Here is a 16,049-nt window from a genome sequence, read left to right as displayed (position 1 = left end):
GCAAGCATCTTGCCTTGCGGCCATCGTCCCAATCCCAGATCCGGCAAGCTGGCGCCGTCGCTCAGGGGAACAGGCCGCGCAGATGATTGGCCGCGCCCACGCGGCTCAGCGCCTCGATCATGGCGGCGGTGCGCAGGTCGACCTTCTCCGCCTGCGCCCGCCGCTGCGTGCGGGCCAGCGCGTCGGTCAATATGTCGCGCATGCGCATGTTGATCTCCTCCAGCGGCCAGGTCAGGTTCTGAAGGCCCTGCACCCATTCGAAATAGGACACGATGACGCCGCCCGCATTGGCCAATATGTCGGGCAGCACGATGATGCCCCGCGCCTGGAGCATGTCGTCCGCCTCCAGCGTCGTGGGGCCGTTGGCGCCCTCCGCCACGATGCGGCAATTGATGCGCGAGCTGTTTTCGGCGGTGATCTGGTTCTGCAAGGCGCAGGGCGCCAATATGTCGCAATGCAGTTCCAGCAGGTCGCGGCTGGGGATGATCTCACCATAAGGACAGCCGAAAAGCTGCTTGTGCTGGCGGACATGGTTTTTGAGGAGATCGATCGGCAGCCCCTTGGGATTGTGCAGCGCCGCGCTGACGTCGCTGATGCCGATGATCTTCACCCCGGCTTCGGCCAGGAAGGTGGCGGCGTGCATGCCGACATTGCCGAACCCCTGCACCACGGCGGTCGCGCCGTTGAGGTCCAGGCCGATCTGGCGGCAGGTCTCGCTCACCAGATAGGCGAGGCCCCGTCCCGTCGCCTCATGACGGCCCAGCGATCCGCCCAGCACCACCGGCTTGCCCGTCACGACGGATGGGACGGAATAGCCGACATGCTCGCTATAAGTGTCCATGATCCAGGCCATGACCTGCGCGTCGGTGCCCATGTCGGGCGCGGGAATATCCTTGTCCGGCCCGATCATGCCAATGAATTCGGAGGTGTAGCGGCGGGTCAGCCGTTCCAGCTCGTCCTTGCTGAGCGCGCCGGGATCGACCCGGACCCCGCCCTTGGCCCCACCGAAAGGCAATTTGGCGAGCGCGCATTTCCAGGTCATCCACATGGAAAGCGCGGCGACTTCGCCCAGGCTGACGTCGGGATGATAGCGCAGGCCGCCCTTGGTCGGCCCCATGGTCAGCACATGCTGCACCCGATAGGCGAAGACGGTTTCGACCTGGTCGATGCCGTCGCGCTTGAAGGGCAGGGCGGCGATCTGCGTCCGTTCGGGGAACAGCAGGCGCTGCCGGATATTGGGGTCCAGCCCGGCGATGTGGGCGGCCTTCAGAAATTGCTGCTGGGCGAGGTGCAGCATGGCCGACGACCATTCCGCCCCGCGCGCATGGGTCCGTTCCATGGCATAATGGATCGACCGAACCAGCGTCGCGCTGTTGATGCCGTCCTTCAGCAGATAATCCTCCGCCCCGCCTTCCACCGCCTTGCTGGCCAGGCCCACATCGTCCATCGCGCTCTGGACGATGATCGGGGTCTGCATGTCGTGCGCCCGGACGCGGTAGAAAGTGTCGAGCGCCGTGCTGTCCGGCAGCATCAGGTCGAGCAGGACGACATCGATCCCGCCCACGGCCAGCCGTTCCAGCCCCTGTTCCAGCGTGCCAGCGATCACGGTTTCGAACACCGGATTGTCGGATCGGCCAAGCAGTTTCTCGATCAGCCGCGAATAGACCGGATTATCCTCGACCAGCAGGACGGTGATGCGTTTGTGCGTCATGACCTTTCACCCCATTTCACGAGTTTTGCCTATCTTGGGTCTCATCCGAATTGCGGTTGCCGACGTGCGCGATCAGCTCGGTCAGCAAGCCTTCCACTTCGAAGCGCAACAGGTTCCAGCCGTCTTCCACGTCCCGGAAATTGCTGTCCGCGCCCATTTCCTCCAGGCGGAAGGCGGCGGCCCCCGCCTCCGACGCGGCGAAGAGATGCGCCGACCCTTTCAGGCTGTGCGCGGTGCGCCGAAGTTCCTGCGCGTCCCTGCCGTCGATCGCGGCGCGGACCTGCCGCATCATCTCCGGACATTCGTCGATGAAGACGCCCGCCAGTTCGATCAGCAAAGCCTCATCCCCATCGGCATTTTGCAGCGCCTTGGTCCAATCAAGAAGCGTGCTCATGGCCCGGACCCTTCCTCGCTATGGGGCTTCGCCGCGCTGGCGAACCGCCCCTCCACAACCTCGTAAAAATCCTCCGCCCGTAGCGGCTTGGAAATATAGTCGTCCATCCCCGCCTCCAGGCAGCGTTCGCGGTCGCCGCGCATCGCATGCGCCGTCATCGCCACGATGGGCATATGTTCCCCGGTGCCGCGTTCCCGTTCACGAATGGCGGCGGTGGCCTGGAATCCGTCCATTTCCGGCATCTGCACGTCCATCAGCACCACGTCGAAACTCTCCTGCGCCAGAGCCTCCACCGCCTGGGCGCCGTCACCGACGATCTTCACCCTATGTCCCCGCTTTTCCAGCAGGCGGAGCGCGAGGCGCTGGTTGACGGCATTATCCTCCGCCACCAGCACATGCAGCGACGGGCGGTCGTCCCGCGCAGGCTCCGGCAGGACCGGTTCTTCGCTGACCGTCACCTTCAGCACGGCGAATATGGTTTCCAGCAGTTCGGACTGGCGCACGGGCTTCAGCAGGAAGGCGCCGATGCCGATCGCCCCGGTGCGGCGGGTCATCTCGTCCTTCTGCGCGGAGGAGAGCATGATCACCGCCGGCCGGTCGGCTTCCTTGCCCCGGGCGATTTCCTTCGCGACGGCAAAGCCGTCCATGTCCGGCATCATCATGTCGAGCAGCACCAGCCGCAGCGGTCGGCCGATCCCCGCCGCGTTGCGCAGCGCGGTCAGCGCCTTGGGGCCGCTCTCCACCACCAGCGGCTTCATGCCCCAGCCACGGATCATCTCGTCCAATATGCGGCGGTTGGTGGCGTTGTCGTCGACGATCAGGACAGGCAGGCCGTGCAGCGAGGGCGGTTCGGCGGGCTCGCTCGCCGGTTCGCCCTGCGCCAGCGCGAAGGGGATGGTGAAATGGAAGACGCTGCCCCGGCCGACGCTGCTGTCCAGTTCCAGCCGCCCACCCATGAGCTGCACCAGTTGCGAGGCGATGGTGAGGCCAAGGCCAGTGCCGCCGAAGCGGCGGGTGAAGGAGGTGTCGGCCTGGGAAAAGGCCTCGAAGATCAGTTTCCGCTTGTCCGGCGCGATGCCGGGGCCGGTGTCGCTGACCGCGAAGTGCAGCCGAATCTGCTCATCCGCCGTCTCTTCGACCGCCACGTCCATGACGACCTCCCCCCGCTCGGTGAAGCGCAGCGCGTTGCCGACAAGGTTGATCACCACCTGCCGCAGCCGGTGCGGGTCACCCTCCAGCGCGTCCGGGACGCCGAACCCGACATGGCAGGCGAGTTCGATCCCCTTTTCGGTCGCCCGCCCGGCAAAGGCCTGCAAAGTGTCGGCCAGCTCGTCGCGCAGGCTGAAGGCGACATGCTCCAGTTCCAGCCGCCCCGCCTCGATCTTCGAAAAGTCGAGAATGTCGTTGATCAGGTGGAGCAGCGCGTCCGCCGATTGCGTGATCATGGAGAGATATTCGCGCTGCGACGCGGTCAGCCTTGTATCGCTCAGCAATTCCGCCGCGCCGATCACGCCGTTCATGGGGGTGCGGATCTCATGGCTCATATTGGCAAGGAACTGGCTCTTGGCGCGGGTGGCTTCCTCCGCCCGGTTCTTGGCCGTGCGCAATTCCGTCTCGGATTCCTCCAACTGGATCGTACGCTCCTCCAGCCGCATGTTGACGCCGCGCAGCTCCGCCGTGCGCTGCGCCACCACCTGTTCGGTGCGCGCCCGCTGGTTTGCGAGCGAGACGAGGTAGATGAACAGGATCAGCGTGACGGCCATGCCCCCGACGAGCGCGATGATGGGCGTGGTCGCGCCCCGCTTGTCGCCATAGGCGTCGGTCGCCGCGCTGTAGATGGTGAAGACGCTGTTGCCGATGACCAGGGAACTGGAATGGAACAGGTCCGAATCCATGGCGGGACCGGCGCCGGGCGGCCGCTTCGTCTTGCTGCCGGGCGCCATGACCGACAGCAGCACCCGCTGCGACGCCGGGGCGGAGGAATCGAGCAGATAGAGGTCCACGCCCTTCCTGGGCATCAGGTCGATCGCGCTCTGGATCACGTCCCCGATGCGCAGCACGGCCACCACGAAGCCCTTGAGATGGGCGCGCCGCTGATCGACGGCGATTTGCTCCCCGCCATCGTAGATCGGGGCGAACACGGCGATGCGGGGGGCGTCATCGCCCATTTGCGGCAGGCGGATATGGGCGGCGGCGCTGATTTCGCCGCTATCGCGGGCAGCCAGCATCGCCGCGCGCGCGAACGGGTCCGATCCCCAGTCGAAGCCCGGCATCTCCGGCGCGCCGCCCATCGCGGATTCCGCGTAGAGCGCTGGGAAATAGGCGTCGCGCCGGTCCGCCTCTATCGTTCCGCCCCGGGCGTTGATCTGGGTGAAGCGGAAGGTTCCGCCATTGGCGTGCGCGCCCTTCGCTTCCCAATCCTGGCGCTTACCGCGGGGGACATAGGGTACCCACTGGACGGAATCGAGGCTGGACAGGCCGGTCAGATAGACTTTGGCGAAGGCCTTGAACTCATCCGGGGCGACATCCTCGGATGCCTGATAATAGCCCAGCAGAGCCCGGATCACGCTGGTTTCGGAGAAGAATTGCCGCTTGATGCCTTCGGCGCGCTGTTCGGCTTCCAAGGTGAATTCGGTCTCGGCCGACCGGCCCTGCTCGATCGCGAGCCATTGCCAGACGCCCAGCGTCAGCAGCAGGCTGACGATCCCGACCATCACGGCGAACCAATATTTGACGCCGCCCTTCAGCCAGCGTCCGGAGCCGGTCGAGACGGTGGAGGGAAGGGGCCCCGGTTCGCTCATGACTGGCCCCCCCTGGCGGGAACCGGCTGCCATTCGCGAACCTGACGCTGCGCCTCCGCAATCTGCGCCTGGGTCATGCCGCGGGACAGGCGGTCCATATTCTGGTTGGCCTTGGCGCGGAGCGCGGGCGTGCGGGCATTGGCCTGGCCCAAAGAGAACCATTTATAGGCCGCCACCGGATCGCGGGGCACGCCCTGACCGGCGCCGTAGATCGAGCCGAGCTGCACTTGCGCATCGGCATTGCCCTGGGACGCGGCGCGCTCGAACCAATAGACGGCCTTTAGCTGGTTCCTGGTGACGCCCCGGCCGATCATGTAAAGGACCGCCAGCGTGAATTGCGCGCCGATATGCCCCTGTTCGGCGGCCCTGGTATACCATCGCGCCGCTTCCACCAGATCCTGCTCGACGCCGAATTCGCGCAGGTAGATCTCGCCCAGATTGAACTGGGCGTCGGCCACGCCCAGCGCGGCGGCGCGGCGGAACCATTTCATCGCTTCCTTATAATCCTGCCCCGCGCCCTGGCCGCGAAGATACATGCGGCCCAGGCTGTTCTGCGCGCGCGGATCGCCGTCATCCGCCAGCGACTGGAACAGGCGCAGGGCGTTGGCATAGTCGCCGCGCCGGTAAGCGGCGGCGGCATCCTCGAAAGGCCCCGCCAGGCATGGAAGGGCGCAAAACAGCAGGCCGAAAAGCACCGCTCTGCGGAGACAAAAAGGGGCCAAGGCGGCCAACGCGCCTGACCCCCTTTCCTGGGGTGCCGATTTTCCGCTCCGGCCCCGCATGACGACACCTCTCCGGCATATCGTGCCGGATCGAGTCCAGAAATGGACGAGCAGGGGCCATATTAGCCTAGATGGGCCGGAAAGGCTCGACCTTTCAGAGCGCTCCGGCCGGGGGCGTCCGCCGTCGCGGAGCCGCCGGTCAGGCGTCAGGGCAGAACCTTGTCCAACGTGATCGGCAGGTCGCGGACGCGCTTGCCGGTCGCGTTGAAGACGGCGTTGGCAACGGCCGCCGCGACGCCCGCCACGCCGATTTCCCCGATGCCGCGCGCACCCATCGGCGCGCGCGGATCGGGGATGTCGGTCCACAGCACGTCGATCTCCGGTACGTCGAGATGAACCGGGATATGATAGTCGGCCAGCGAACCGCTCATGATCCGCCCGCTGCGTTCGTCGAGCAGCGTTTCCTCGCTCAACGCAAGGCCCAGGCCCATGATGATCCCGCCGCGAAACTGACTGGCGGCCGTCTGCGGGTTGAGGATGCGGCCGCAATCGAAGGCGCCGACGATCCGCGACACCCGCACCTCGCCCGTCACCCGGCTGACCCTGACCTCGCAGAAAATCGCGGAAGTGCTGTGCATCGCGAATTTCAGCATTTCCAGCGGCGGCCCGCTCTGGCCGGTTGCGCTCACGCTTTTCCGCCCCGCCCGGCGCAGGATCGAGGCATAGCTTTCGTGACGCGACGGGTCACCGATCTTGCGCAGGCCGCCATCGGCCGCCTCGACCTCGGCCGCTCTCAGGCCCGCAAGCGGCGTGTCATTGCCCGCCAGCCGGATCAGGTCCGGGATGAGTTTCGCGCTTGCGGCGCTGATCGCCGCACCAAGCGATGCCGTCTGGGACGAACCGCCGGCCATGCTGCCGAAGGGCAGGCTGGAATCCCCGATCTCCACCATGACGCTTTCCAGCGGCAGGCCCAGCCGGTCCGCGGCATGCTGACGCTGCACCGTCGTCGTGCCCATGCCCATTTCATGAGCGGCGCTGGCGACCGTCGCCTGGCCGCTGGCGTTGATGGTGATCCGCGCCGCCATGCCGGGCATGCGGGCATAGGGAAAGGTGCCGCTGGCGCAGCCCATGCCGATCAGCCATTCGCCGTCCCGCTGTGTCCCAGGCTCCGCCGATCGCCGGTCCCAGCCGAAACGCTCGGCTCCCATGGCATAGGCCTGCATCATGTCGCTCTGCGAATGCGGGGCGCCGGACAAGGGCGCGCGATGCGCGACATTGCGCCGCCGCAGTTCGATGGGGTCGATGTTCATCGCATGCGCCAGCTCGTCCATCGCGCTTTCGAGGGCGAAGGTGCCAACCGCTTCCCCCGGCGCGCGCATGAAGCTGTTGGCGAGCAGATCCAGATCGATATGGCGCTGCTCGATCTTGAAGGTTTCGGCGGCATAGAGCGTGCGGCCCGTCAAGCTGAACTGCTCGTCGCAGACGCTGTGCCCGGGCTTTACGGAATAGCCGCTATGGATGATCGCTTTCAGCTTGCCGTCGGCGTCCGCGCCCAGCGCGAAACGCTGTTCGGTGGCGGAGCGTCCGCCGATCAGCCGGTGGATGGACTTGCGCGACAGCATGATCCTGACCGGACGTTTTGCCAGCCGGGCCGCCGCTATCGCCAATATCTGATGGTCCCACAGTCCCTTGCTGCCGAAACCGCCGCCCACGAAGGGGGACAGGACGCGGATCTGATCCTCCTTGATGCCGAAAATCCTGGCGAGGGATATGGCCGTCGCGTGGATCATCTGCGTCGCGTCATGGACCAGAAGCGGGTCGCCGTCCCACAGGACCGTGGCTGCGTTCGGCTCGATCGGATTGTGATTCTGCCAGGGCGTGCGATAGACGGAATCGACCTTGTACGTCGCCTGGGCAAGCGCCGCTTCGGCATCCCCGACGGCGACCGGATTCTTCTCGATCAGAATGGAAGCCGGGGTTTTCGCTTTGGCCTTGCCGTCGTCGAAGCGCGTGCGGGCGGGGGAGGGCTGATAGGCGACCGTCACAAGGGTGGCGGCATGATCGGCCTCTTCCTGCGTGTCGGCCAGCACGACCGCGACGACTTGCCCGTTCCAGCGGATCGCGGCGTCCTGCATCACGGGCAGGATATTGTTGCCGGCCGCTTTCAGATTGGTGAGGCCGATTGGCGGCGGCACCGCCATTTCGGGCGCATTATGGTGCGTCATCACAAGCCGCACGCCGGGCGCGGCCTCAGCAGCGGCGACGTCGAGGCGCGTGATCGTGCCGCGGGCGATCGTCGAATGGACGAACGCCGCGAACAGCAGGCCGTCCAAAGGTATTTCGGCGGCAAAGCGGGCGGCGCCCCTGACCTTTTCAGGCCCGTCCAGGCGCGGCTGCTGCGTGCCCAGCGTCACGCGCCTTTCGATCAGGGGGTCGGGCTTGCCGCCGGGCAGCCATCCGGCGGGAACCTGGCCCAGCACCGCGCGAACCCCGCCGACGATGGCGTTTTGCAGCTTGCTCATGCCCGTTTCTCCGCCAATTCGCCAAGGACCGCGATCACCGTGCGCCTGAGCAGGTCGGGCTTGAACGCGTTGCCCGGCAATGTCCGCGCCTCGGCCAGTTCGGCGTCGGCCGCCTCGCGGAACGCCGCGTCGGACGGAGCGCGCCCGCGCAGCACCGCTTCGGCCCTGGCCGCGCGCCAGGGCTTGGGCGCCACGCCGCCCAATGCCAGACGGACGGTCTCGATCGCGCCGTCTTGCACGTCGAGAATGGCGGCGACCGAGACCAGGGCGAAAGCATAGCTCGAACGGTCCCGCACCTTGCGATAGGCCGAATGGACGGCGGCCGGCAGCGGCGGCAGGCGGATGGCGGTGATGAGGTCGCCCGGCTCCAGCACGGTTTCCAGATCGGGCCGGTCGCTCGGCAAGCGGTGAAAATCGACGATGGGGATCGTCCTTTCGCCACCCGCGCCCATGACCTGCACCTCCGCGCCGATCGCCGCCAGCGCCACGCACATGTCGGACGGATGGGTCGCCACGCACTGGTCGGAACCGCCCAGTATCGCATGGTAGCGGGTGAAGCCGCCGATGGCGTCGCATCCGCTGCCGGGCTGTCGCTTGTTGCAGCGGGCGCCTTCCGGATCGTAGAAATAGGCGCAGCGCGTGCGTTGCAGGATATTGCCGCCGACCGTCGCCATGTTCCGGATCTGGGCCGAGGCGCCTGACAGCAGCGCCCGCGACAGCAGCGGATAGCGCGTTCGCACGGCCGGATGCGCGGCCAGCGCGCCGTTGCGCACCGACGCGCCGATCAGCAGCCCGCGGTCCGGCATTTCCTCGATGGCGGCGGGCAAGCCGGTAAGATCGACCAGCGCGCCGGGCTTCTCCACATTCTGCCGCATCAGGTCGACCAGATTGGTGCCGCCGCCCAGGAAGCGCCCCGCGCCGTCCGCGCCCCGCCGCATCGCATCCGCGACATCCACGGCGCGCCCATAGGAAAAGGGGGTCATGCGTTCGCCCCCGTCCTATAATCCTCGATCGCCTCGATGATCCCGTTATGCGCGCCGCACCGGCAGAGATTGCCGCTCATGCGCTCCCGGATTTCCTCACGCGTGAGGCGAGGGGCCGTCGAAAGATCGGCCGTCACATGACTGGGGTCGCCCCGTCCGGCTTCCTCCAGCATGGCCAGGGCCGAACAGATCTGGCCCGGCGTGCAATAGCCGCACTGCAATCCGTCGTGGCGGATGAAGGCTTGCTGCAAGGGATGGAGTCCGCCGTCCGGCTGCGCCAGTCCCTCGATGGTGCGGACCTCCCGGCCGTCGACCTGCACGGCCAGGGTGAGGCAGGACAGGATGCGCTGGCCGTCGACCAGCACCGTGCAAGCACCGCAAGCGCCCTGATTGCACCCCAGCTTCGTGCCGGTGAGCCCAAGCCGGTCGCGCAGCAAATCGAGCAGGGAAACCCGCGCATCGACGGGCAAGGGGTAATCGGAACCGTTGATCATAATCGCCATCGCGCATCTCCGATCGGTTTCGGCGCCCACGCAGGAAAAGCAGCCTGGGCAGAGATACTACGAATTTCGTATTATTCAAGCTTCGCTCGACGCCATCTTTTCCGTCAGGCGGATCAATTGCTCCTGCTCCTCCCTGTCCAGCGCCCGGAGCATCCAGCGGGAGGTTTCCCGATAGGCCGCGATATGATCGTTCACCACGGTTTCGCCCTTGTCCGTCGCGCTCAGGGCGACCGAGCGGCGGTCATCCTCCGGACGGCGGCGTTCGATCAGCGCCCTTCGCACCAGCCGGTCGATGGCCGACGACATGGTGGTGATCGCGACGTTGAGATAGCGGGCGACGTCGCTCAAGCCGCAGCCGGGATGGTCCCGGACATAGATCAGCGTCTGCGCATCGAGCGGATTGAGCGCATTTTCCGCCGCTGTCGCCTCCTCAGCGACCTTGAAGCGCCGCGTGAATTTGCCGAATGCCTGGGTTAGCTGTTCGACTTGGGTCTGGGTAGGTTCGGTCATGAGCACGCGTTCGCAGTGGGAAGGACTGTGCCTATCATAGCAAAGCCCATATCTCCACGGCATAGAAGGAAGGGGCGAGAAGTTTTTCCATTGTATAATAACTGGCGCCTGTTGCTGAAGCACATCATGGTCGAAGCGGCATGGCCATAATAGTTTTTGATCCAAGCTTCATGGTTTCTTATGGAAACTTGGAAAAAATCAAGTCTATTGCTGGCTTTACGTCCGCATTACATGGCGTATATGGTTTGTTGAACAGGGGGATTCAGCATGCGCGGTAGGGCTTGGACAGCTTTGGTCACGTCGTTGGCGATCACCGGATGCGCCAGTTTGCCGGCGGGGCGGTATGAGAAGAGCGCGCAAGTCGACTGGGCGGATGATGCGGGTTCCGTCAACGTCGCGCATATCGCGTCGCTGCGCTGGGAGGAGGCAGCGTCGCTTCTGCAACCCAAATTCCCGATGAGCAGCGAGGCCGCGCTCGCGGCGGCGCTGCCGACCACCCAGACGCTGGATGAGCGATTGGCGGACATCATCACCGCCAATTTGCAAGTGGCTTTGCCGACCTCCGCCAAGACGGTCACGACCACCGAAAGCGGCGCGCCGGGCGCCACCACAACCTCGACCGAGAGCGTGACCACGCGTGAATCGGGCGACGCGTCGAAGGTTTCGCCGGCGACGCTTCCCGGCGGCACCGCGGCGGCGCTGGCCGGGCTGGGTCAGGGCGTTGGGATCAGCCAGGACCCTATGCTCCGCCATCTCGCCGCGACCGCGCTCTATCAGGAGGTCAACCTCCTCAATCGCTATGTCAGCGATGCGGTGCGCTATCGCGGCGCGCAGGCCTATCTTGTGCGGTTGCAACTGTCGGTCCTGCCCAGCCGCCGCGCGCTGCCTTATGATGTGACCACCGACATCACCATCCATGCCGACGACATGCAGGCGGAGGCGGGGCTTGCCGCGCCCCGGTTCGACGAAGCGGAGGCCGAAAAGGCCGCCTGGCTGGGCGCCACGCCGGAGGAACAGAGGCGTCTCAATGCCCGCGTTTCCGCTTATGCTGCGCAACGTGACGAGAAGGTCGCGCTTTATGCGCTGAACCTGGTTCCCGCCCCTGGCGCCCCGCAAGCGGTCCATCGCTGCACCGGGACGTGGAACAAGGTCAATGTCGTGCCGCTCGTCGTCACCGACAATCTGGAGAGCCTGGCGGCGGCAAGAGCGTCCGACACGGTTCGGCAGCTTGGCCTGGCGCTGCTCGCGACTGCGGGCAATGTCGGCGCTTCGGGGCAATTTGCGCGCACCCAGCAAGCGCTGCGGCGGGAGGAAGGCCGCGACACGAACAGCCTGCTCACCGTGGCGAGGCTGACCGACGATACCGTCCGCGTGCGGCTGGGCGCGGCGCAGAGCCCGCGTTACGGCAACACCATGCTGCCGCGCACGCACAATATCTCGCTTCTGGTGATCTACCAGCCCTGCGCGCCCGAAGTGATCGACCCGAGCGGGGAGGAGCGCATCCTCTCCGCGGTGACGAAGGCCAGCTTCACCGACATTTTTACCGGCCGCACCTTGCCCTATCGCAATGCGGGCCGGCGGCTGCTCGCCCTTTCGAAAGAGCTGAACCACAAATATAACAACCGCTTCACCTATCTCGAATATGCCGGTCTCTATCAGTTGGTCAGCCAGCAGCGCCGGTCTGACTATCAGCAATTCTTCGCGGACAAGATTACGCGTTACAAGGATGCCGGACCGCGCGGCTGCGAGGGGCTGTCGCCCAGCCTCGGATTGCTGGCGCTGTTCGCGCCCAAGGGCATTTCCGGGAAGATGACGCAGAAAGATCTCGATTCCGTAAAGACGCTATACGGCGACAAATACAAGGATCTCGGCGCGGGCTGCATGTCGGAACAATTGGCGTTCGAGGTCGCGTCGGCAGGACTTTGGACCGAATTGGAGAGCATCCGACCGATCTCGGAATTTTCCTACACCAATATTCCGATCGTGCTGCGCAAGGTCCAGCCCAGTCTGCCCGACAAGGGGCAGACGGTGTTGCTGAGCAAGGGGGAAAGCGCGGTCACGGCGACGCTGTTCCAGGGCCGGGACCTCAGCCTCGCCCGCGACCTGCGCGCCACCCTGGAGCTGAGCGACAAGGTCATCGTCCCGTCGAATGCGGCCAAAGTGTCGGCGGACGGCACATCGGTCGCGCTCAGCTTTCCGCTGTTTCCGGCGATCAAGCGCGCCGCGGACGTTAAAGAACCCACCGTCGACAAGCTGACGCTGCGGGTGGGCGCGATGGATGACGGCCGTCCGCTGCCGCAGGAGCAGGAATATGCGAGCCTGCGTTTCATCGAGATCAAGCCCGCCGCTGCGAAACCGGCCTTTGCTCTCTCCGCGCCCGCGCCGGCCATCGTGGTCGACGCGACCGGCAAGGGACGCCTGGCGATCATGGTCAAGGCGGAGAAGGTGGACACGGCGCCGGCCAAGCCGACGCTGACCGTCGAAGGGGCGGAAGTGGTGGGAGTGGCCAAGTCCGGCGCCAATCTTGCCGCGACGACCAGCGGCTGGCCGTTGAGCGGCGCGGGCGAATATGTGCTCACGCTCGACAATCTGGTGCCGGGACAAAGCGTGAGCGTCGGCGTCGTCGACGACAAGGATGAGGGGGCCAGCTCCATCGCGGCGAAGCTCACCCGGCCGATCTATGGGCGGCTGGTGCCGGCCAAGGAGCCATGATCCGCATCCGGCCGCGCCCCTTTTCCCATCGCTATCATAGGTTAATGACCCGCCTGCCTGCCGCTTCTATTGTCCCGGCGGGGCTATATTTTTGCAGGCGAAGAGATGATGGACCGGATTTTCACGAATATCGCCACCAATAGCGCGCGGCTCATGGGCCAGCCCCAGGCCTTCATCATATCCACTTTGCTGATCATCCTATGGGGCATATCGGGACCGTTTCTCCATTTTTCGGATACTTGGCAGTTGATCGTGAACACTGCCACGACGGTGCTGACCTTCCTGGCGGTCTTCCTGATACAGAATAGCCAGAACCGGGACGGGGCGGCCATGCAGGCCAAGCTCGACGAGATCATCCGGGCGCTGGAAAAGGCGCGGGTGGAATTTGTCGGCATCGAGCATCTGACCGACGCGCAGATCGCTGAAATCCGCGACGCGCTGGAACGCGACATCCAGGACAAGTCCGGCCGCGAAGGGTTGACCGCGCCCAGCGTCGAGCGATTGCTGCGGCGATATTGAGCGCGGTCAGGCGACGAGGCGGCTGCGCGCGAACCGGATTTCGATCGTCAGGCCGGCATCTTTCCATTCCCGGTCGATCGTTCCGCCCGTTCCGCGGAGGGAGGCCTGCTCCAGCGCCGTTCCAAAGCCCTCGCGCTCCGGCATAGTGTCCAGGCGCGGCCCGCCGCGTTCGATCCACCGGATCAGGACATCCTCGTCCTGAACGCCGACGGTGACGTCCAGCCGCCCGTCAGGCGTCGACACGGCGCCATATTTGGCCAGCTCGTGCAGCAGCAGCGCAACCGATGTGAAGGCGCCGCCGCCAACCGGCAGGTCCTGGCCGCCGACGAATATCCGCCTCCGTTCCTCGGTCAGCTCTTGGGGAGCAAGGATCGCCTCCAGCAGCGAAAACAGGGTGGTGGAGGACGCCACCATTCCGTTGGTGGAATAGCGGCAATTATCCGCCCAGTATGAAGAGTCATCGGACAATAACCAGCGCTTGTTCCCACATCCATGTGGAACAGAGTCGCAGGCTGGTTCGTTTTCGCAGTCCCAAAACCAATATAGGTTAAAATAACCACAGGAGAGTATATGCGTGAGATCAGCCTTTCCATGCGTGCTTTCGCTGCTGCCTCCGCTCTGTTCCTGGCGACCGCGCCCGCGCTTGCCGGAGATGAGGAGCGTGCGCTTGCCGCCATCGCGCAAGCTCAGGGGAAAATCGACGCCGCCGCCAAGCTGAAGGCAGGCGACTTCGATCCAGCCGTGCTGGCGAAGGCGCAGGCGTCGCTGCGGCTGGCGCAGGAACAGCTCAAGAGCGGCAAGGAGCAGGCCGCCATCCGTTCCGCCGTCGATGCGCAGCAATTCGCGGACACGGCGATCGGGGAAAGCCGCGAGCGTGCCGATGCCGACGCGCATATGCACGCGGCGACCGCAACGGCCGCGCAGCAGGATGCCGCCGCCGCCAATGCGCGGGCTGACGCCGCCGAACGCGCCGCTGCGTCCGCCGCGGCCGATGCGCGGGCTGCCCGCGCCGCCGCCATCCCGGCGCCCGCGACCACCACGGTGACGACCGAAACCGTCAAGACCGCGCCCGTCACCGTGCGCAAGGCCGCGCCGGTCAAGCGCAAGGTCGTCCGCAAGTCGACCGCGCCGGCCCGCGCTTCCGTCGTCGAAAAGACGACGACGACCGTTACGCAGCGATGAAAGCGGGACAGGACGGTTTCGTGCATCGTTACCGTCCTGTCCGCCCGAGCTGAAATCATCCTGTCGTGAAGCAATTGAGCTGATACGACTGTTCAGAGGCGAATCCGATCATGTTGTGGACAATCCTGATCATCATCCTTGTTCTTTGGGCACTGGGCGCATTCATCGTGCCGGTCGGCGGAGGACTTATCCACCTCTTGCTGGTATTGGCGCTGATCGTCCTCGTCTATCAGCTCGTGGCCGGGCGCCGCGTTCCCTGATCCGACGTTCCCTTGGTGCCGAAATGAAGGGATAAGCCCGAAAGGAGCGCTGCCGCTCTTTTCCCCGTTTCACCAACGTTGCCGAAGGCGAAAGCCAGGTCCATTTCCGCATGCATCAATTTCTGGCGCGGGAGAATGAGAAGCCCGACGCCATGCTTTGTCTTCAGGAAGGGTGGGCGTACCGGTCCGGCTGCTGTCCGATGGCCGCCGCCAGATCACCGCCCTCTATCTGCCAGGGGAGTATTGCGATCCGCAATGGGCGCTGGGAGGCGTGCCCTCCCAGTCGGTGGTCGCGATCACCAATGTCAGGGCCTTGCGGTTGCCATGCCGGATTCCCCCACATGCCGGTTTCGACAGGCAGCATGGCTTTTGGCAGGCGCTGTCCAGCGCGTTCGAGCGGCAGACCGACTGGCTGGTCACGCTGGGGCGGAAGACCGCGCTTGAACGGGTCGCGCATCTGCTGCTGGATTGTTCGAACGCATGCGGCATGCGGGCCTTGCCTATGGCCAGCAATGCGCCATGCCGCTGACGCAGATGGAGATTGCGGACATGACTGGGCTGACCCCCGTGCATGTGAACCGCACGCTGCAATCCATGCGGGCGCGCGGCCTGGTGGAATTGCAATCCAATTGGCTCCGGATTCCCGAACTGTGCGCCTTGCGCGAAGTCGCCGCCTTGCCCGCTTAGGAAGCGGCCAATGGGCAGCCAGTTTCAATGCAATGATGCTGTCTTTCATCGCAATGGGGGCATATCGAGCGATGACATGGCGGGTTTTTACTTATGTTATTTTCTGCCGCCCACCGGCATGCGACGGCTGACGGAAGAGGAGAGACAAATGGCGGATATGGCGGCGCCCCGCACGGCTTGCGTGCTGGTGGTGGAGGATGAATATTTTTTGGCGAGCGACCTCAGCGCCCTGCTGGCGGAGGAGGGGTTTTCCGTCATCGGGCCGCATGGCAGCTTGTTCGGCGCGGTCAAGGCGATCACGGAGCAGCGGCCGGACATCGCGCTGCTTGACCTCAACCTGCAAGGCGAGATGAGCTTTCCCCTGATGGACGAGCTGATGGCCCGCTCCGTGCCCATCGTAATCGTGTCCGGCTATGACGGCCAAGCCTTGCCTGAGCGGTATGAAGGCTGCACGCGCGTGGCCAAGCCCTATGCCCGCGCCGACATATTGGGCGCGATCGGCAAGGCGCTGGTCGGAACAGGCGCTCCGTCCTGACATCGGAC

At 65.2% G+C, this 16,049-nt stretch carries 16 protein-coding genes; 7 read left to right on the top strand and 9 right to left on the bottom strand.

Annotated elements, in window-relative coordinates:
• Positions 1-61: 61 nt before the first annotated feature.
• The 8 genes from HUK72_RS07325 to HUK72_RS07290 all read right to left on the bottom strand — a co-directional run bounded on the left by HUK72_RS07325 (position 62) and on the right by HUK72_RS07290 (position 10,146).
• Positions 62-1,711 carry a Glu/Leu/Phe/Val dehydrogenase dimerization domain-containing protein gene (locus HUK72_RS07325; RefSeq protein WP_176596198.1) on the bottom strand — a complete coding sequence of 550 codons (1,650 nt, stop codon included), beginning with the start codon at positions 1,709-1,711 and terminating at the stop codon, positions 62-64.
• A 16-nt stretch (positions 1,712-1,727) separates the two neighbouring features.
• A complete protein-coding gene (locus tag HUK72_RS07320; RefSeq protein ID WP_176596197.1) occupies positions 1,728-2,105 on the bottom strand; it encodes an Hpt domain-containing protein in 378 nt (125 codons plus the stop codon).
• Positions 2,102-4,906, bottom strand: a complete 2,805-nt coding sequence (locus HUK72_RS07315; RefSeq protein ID WP_176596196.1) for a response regulator — start codon at positions 4,904-4,906, stop codon at positions 2,102-2,104. Before HUK72_RS07315 ends, HUK72_RS07320 begins: the two co-directional genes overlap by 4 nt.
• Positions 4,903-5,601, bottom strand: coding sequence for a tetratricopeptide repeat protein (locus tag HUK72_RS07310; protein ID WP_176596195.1), 699 nt, complete (start codon positions 5,599-5,601; stop codon positions 4,903-4,905). The genes HUK72_RS07315 and HUK72_RS07310 overlap by 4 nt, the downstream gene beginning before the upstream one ends.
• Before the next feature lie 233 nt (positions 5,602-5,834).
• Entirely contained in the window at positions 5,835-8,150 is a 2,316-nt protein-coding gene (locus HUK72_RS07305; protein WP_176596194.1) for a xanthine dehydrogenase family protein molybdopterin-binding subunit, read from the bottom strand.
• Positions 8,147-9,133 carry a xanthine dehydrogenase family protein subunit M gene (locus HUK72_RS07300; protein ID WP_176596193.1) on the bottom strand — a complete coding sequence of 329 codons (987 nt, stop codon included), beginning with the start codon at positions 9,131-9,133 and terminating at the stop codon, positions 8,147-8,149. The genes HUK72_RS07305 and HUK72_RS07300 overlap by 4 nt, the downstream gene beginning before the upstream one ends.
• Positions 9,130-9,636 (bottom strand): 2Fe-2S iron-sulfur cluster-binding protein, encoded by a 507-nt coding sequence (locus tag HUK72_RS07295; protein ID WP_176596192.1) that lies wholly within the window; start codon positions 9,634-9,636, stop codon positions 9,130-9,132. The genes HUK72_RS07300 and HUK72_RS07295 overlap by 4 nt, the downstream gene beginning before the upstream one ends.
• A gap of 75 nt (positions 9,637-9,711) precedes the next feature.
• Positions 9,712-10,146: a MarR family winged helix-turn-helix transcriptional regulator gene (locus tag HUK72_RS07290; protein ID WP_176596191.1), complete on the bottom strand. Its 435-nt coding sequence runs from the start codon at positions 10,144-10,146 to the stop codon at positions 9,712-9,714.
• Positions 10,147-10,413: 267 nt separating this feature from the next.
• Between HUK72_RS07290 and HUK72_RS07285 the strand changes: the two genes are divergently transcribed.
• Together HUK72_RS07285 and HUK72_RS07280 are read left to right on the top strand one after the other, a co-directional pair.
• Complete coding sequence (locus tag HUK72_RS07285; protein ID WP_176596190.1) at positions 10,414-12,858, top strand: hypothetical protein; 2,445 nt, start codon at positions 10,414-10,416, stop codon at positions 12,856-12,858.
• A 108-nt stretch (positions 12,859-12,966) separates the two neighbouring features.
• A complete protein-coding gene (locus HUK72_RS07280) occupies positions 12,967-13,377 on the top strand; it encodes a low affinity iron permease family protein (RefSeq protein ID WP_176597777.1) in 411 nt (136 codons plus the stop codon).
• Positions 13,378-13,383: 6 nt separating this feature from the next.
• On the opposite strand, the gene HUK72_RS07275 is transcribed toward HUK72_RS07280, so the two are convergent.
• Positions 13,384-13,791, bottom strand: coding sequence for a hypothetical protein (locus HUK72_RS07275; RefSeq protein ID WP_255325639.1), 408 nt, complete (start codon positions 13,789-13,791; stop codon positions 13,384-13,386).
• Positions 13,792-13,947: 156 nt separating this feature from the next.
• Here HUK72_RS07275 and HUK72_RS07270 point away from each other — a divergent pair, with 156 nt between their 5' ends.
• From HUK72_RS07270 to HUK72_RS07255, 5 genes are all read left to right on the top strand, one after another.
• The gene (locus HUK72_RS07270) at positions 13,948-14,559 is read left to right on the top strand and encodes a hypothetical protein (RefSeq protein WP_176596189.1); all 612 of its coding nucleotides are present in this window, start codon (positions 13,948-13,950) and stop codon (positions 14,557-14,559) included.
• Positions 14,560-14,669: 110 nt separating this feature from the next.
• The gene (locus HUK72_RS07265) at positions 14,670-14,819 is read left to right on the top strand and encodes a lmo0937 family membrane protein (protein ID WP_176596188.1); all 150 of its coding nucleotides are present in this window, start codon (positions 14,670-14,672) and stop codon (positions 14,817-14,819) included.
• A gap of 172 nt (positions 14,820-14,991) precedes the next feature.
• Complete coding sequence (locus HUK72_RS27190; RefSeq protein ID WP_255325638.1) at positions 14,992-15,348, top strand: hypothetical protein; 357 nt, start codon at positions 14,992-14,994, stop codon at positions 15,346-15,348.
• A complete protein-coding gene (locus tag HUK72_RS27185; RefSeq protein WP_255325637.1) occupies positions 15,339-15,506 on the top strand; it encodes a helix-turn-helix domain-containing protein in 168 nt (55 codons plus the stop codon). Before HUK72_RS27190 ends, HUK72_RS27185 begins: the two co-directional genes overlap by 10 nt.
• A gap of 148 nt (positions 15,507-15,654) precedes the next feature.
• On the top strand, positions 15,655-16,041 hold the full coding sequence (locus HUK72_RS07255) for a response regulator (protein ID WP_176596187.1): 387 nt from the start codon (positions 15,655-15,657) through the stop codon (positions 16,039-16,041).
• The last annotated feature ends 8 nt before the right edge of the window (positions 16,042-16,049 follow it).

Source organism: Sphingobium sp. 15-1 (assembly GCF_013375535.1).
Taxonomy (GTDB): domain Bacteria; phylum Pseudomonadota; class Alphaproteobacteria; order Sphingomonadales; family Sphingomonadaceae; genus Sphingobium; species Sphingobium aromaticivastans.
Note: the sequence above shows the minus strand (reverse complement) of the source record. Positions and strands in the feature narration are given on the sequence as shown.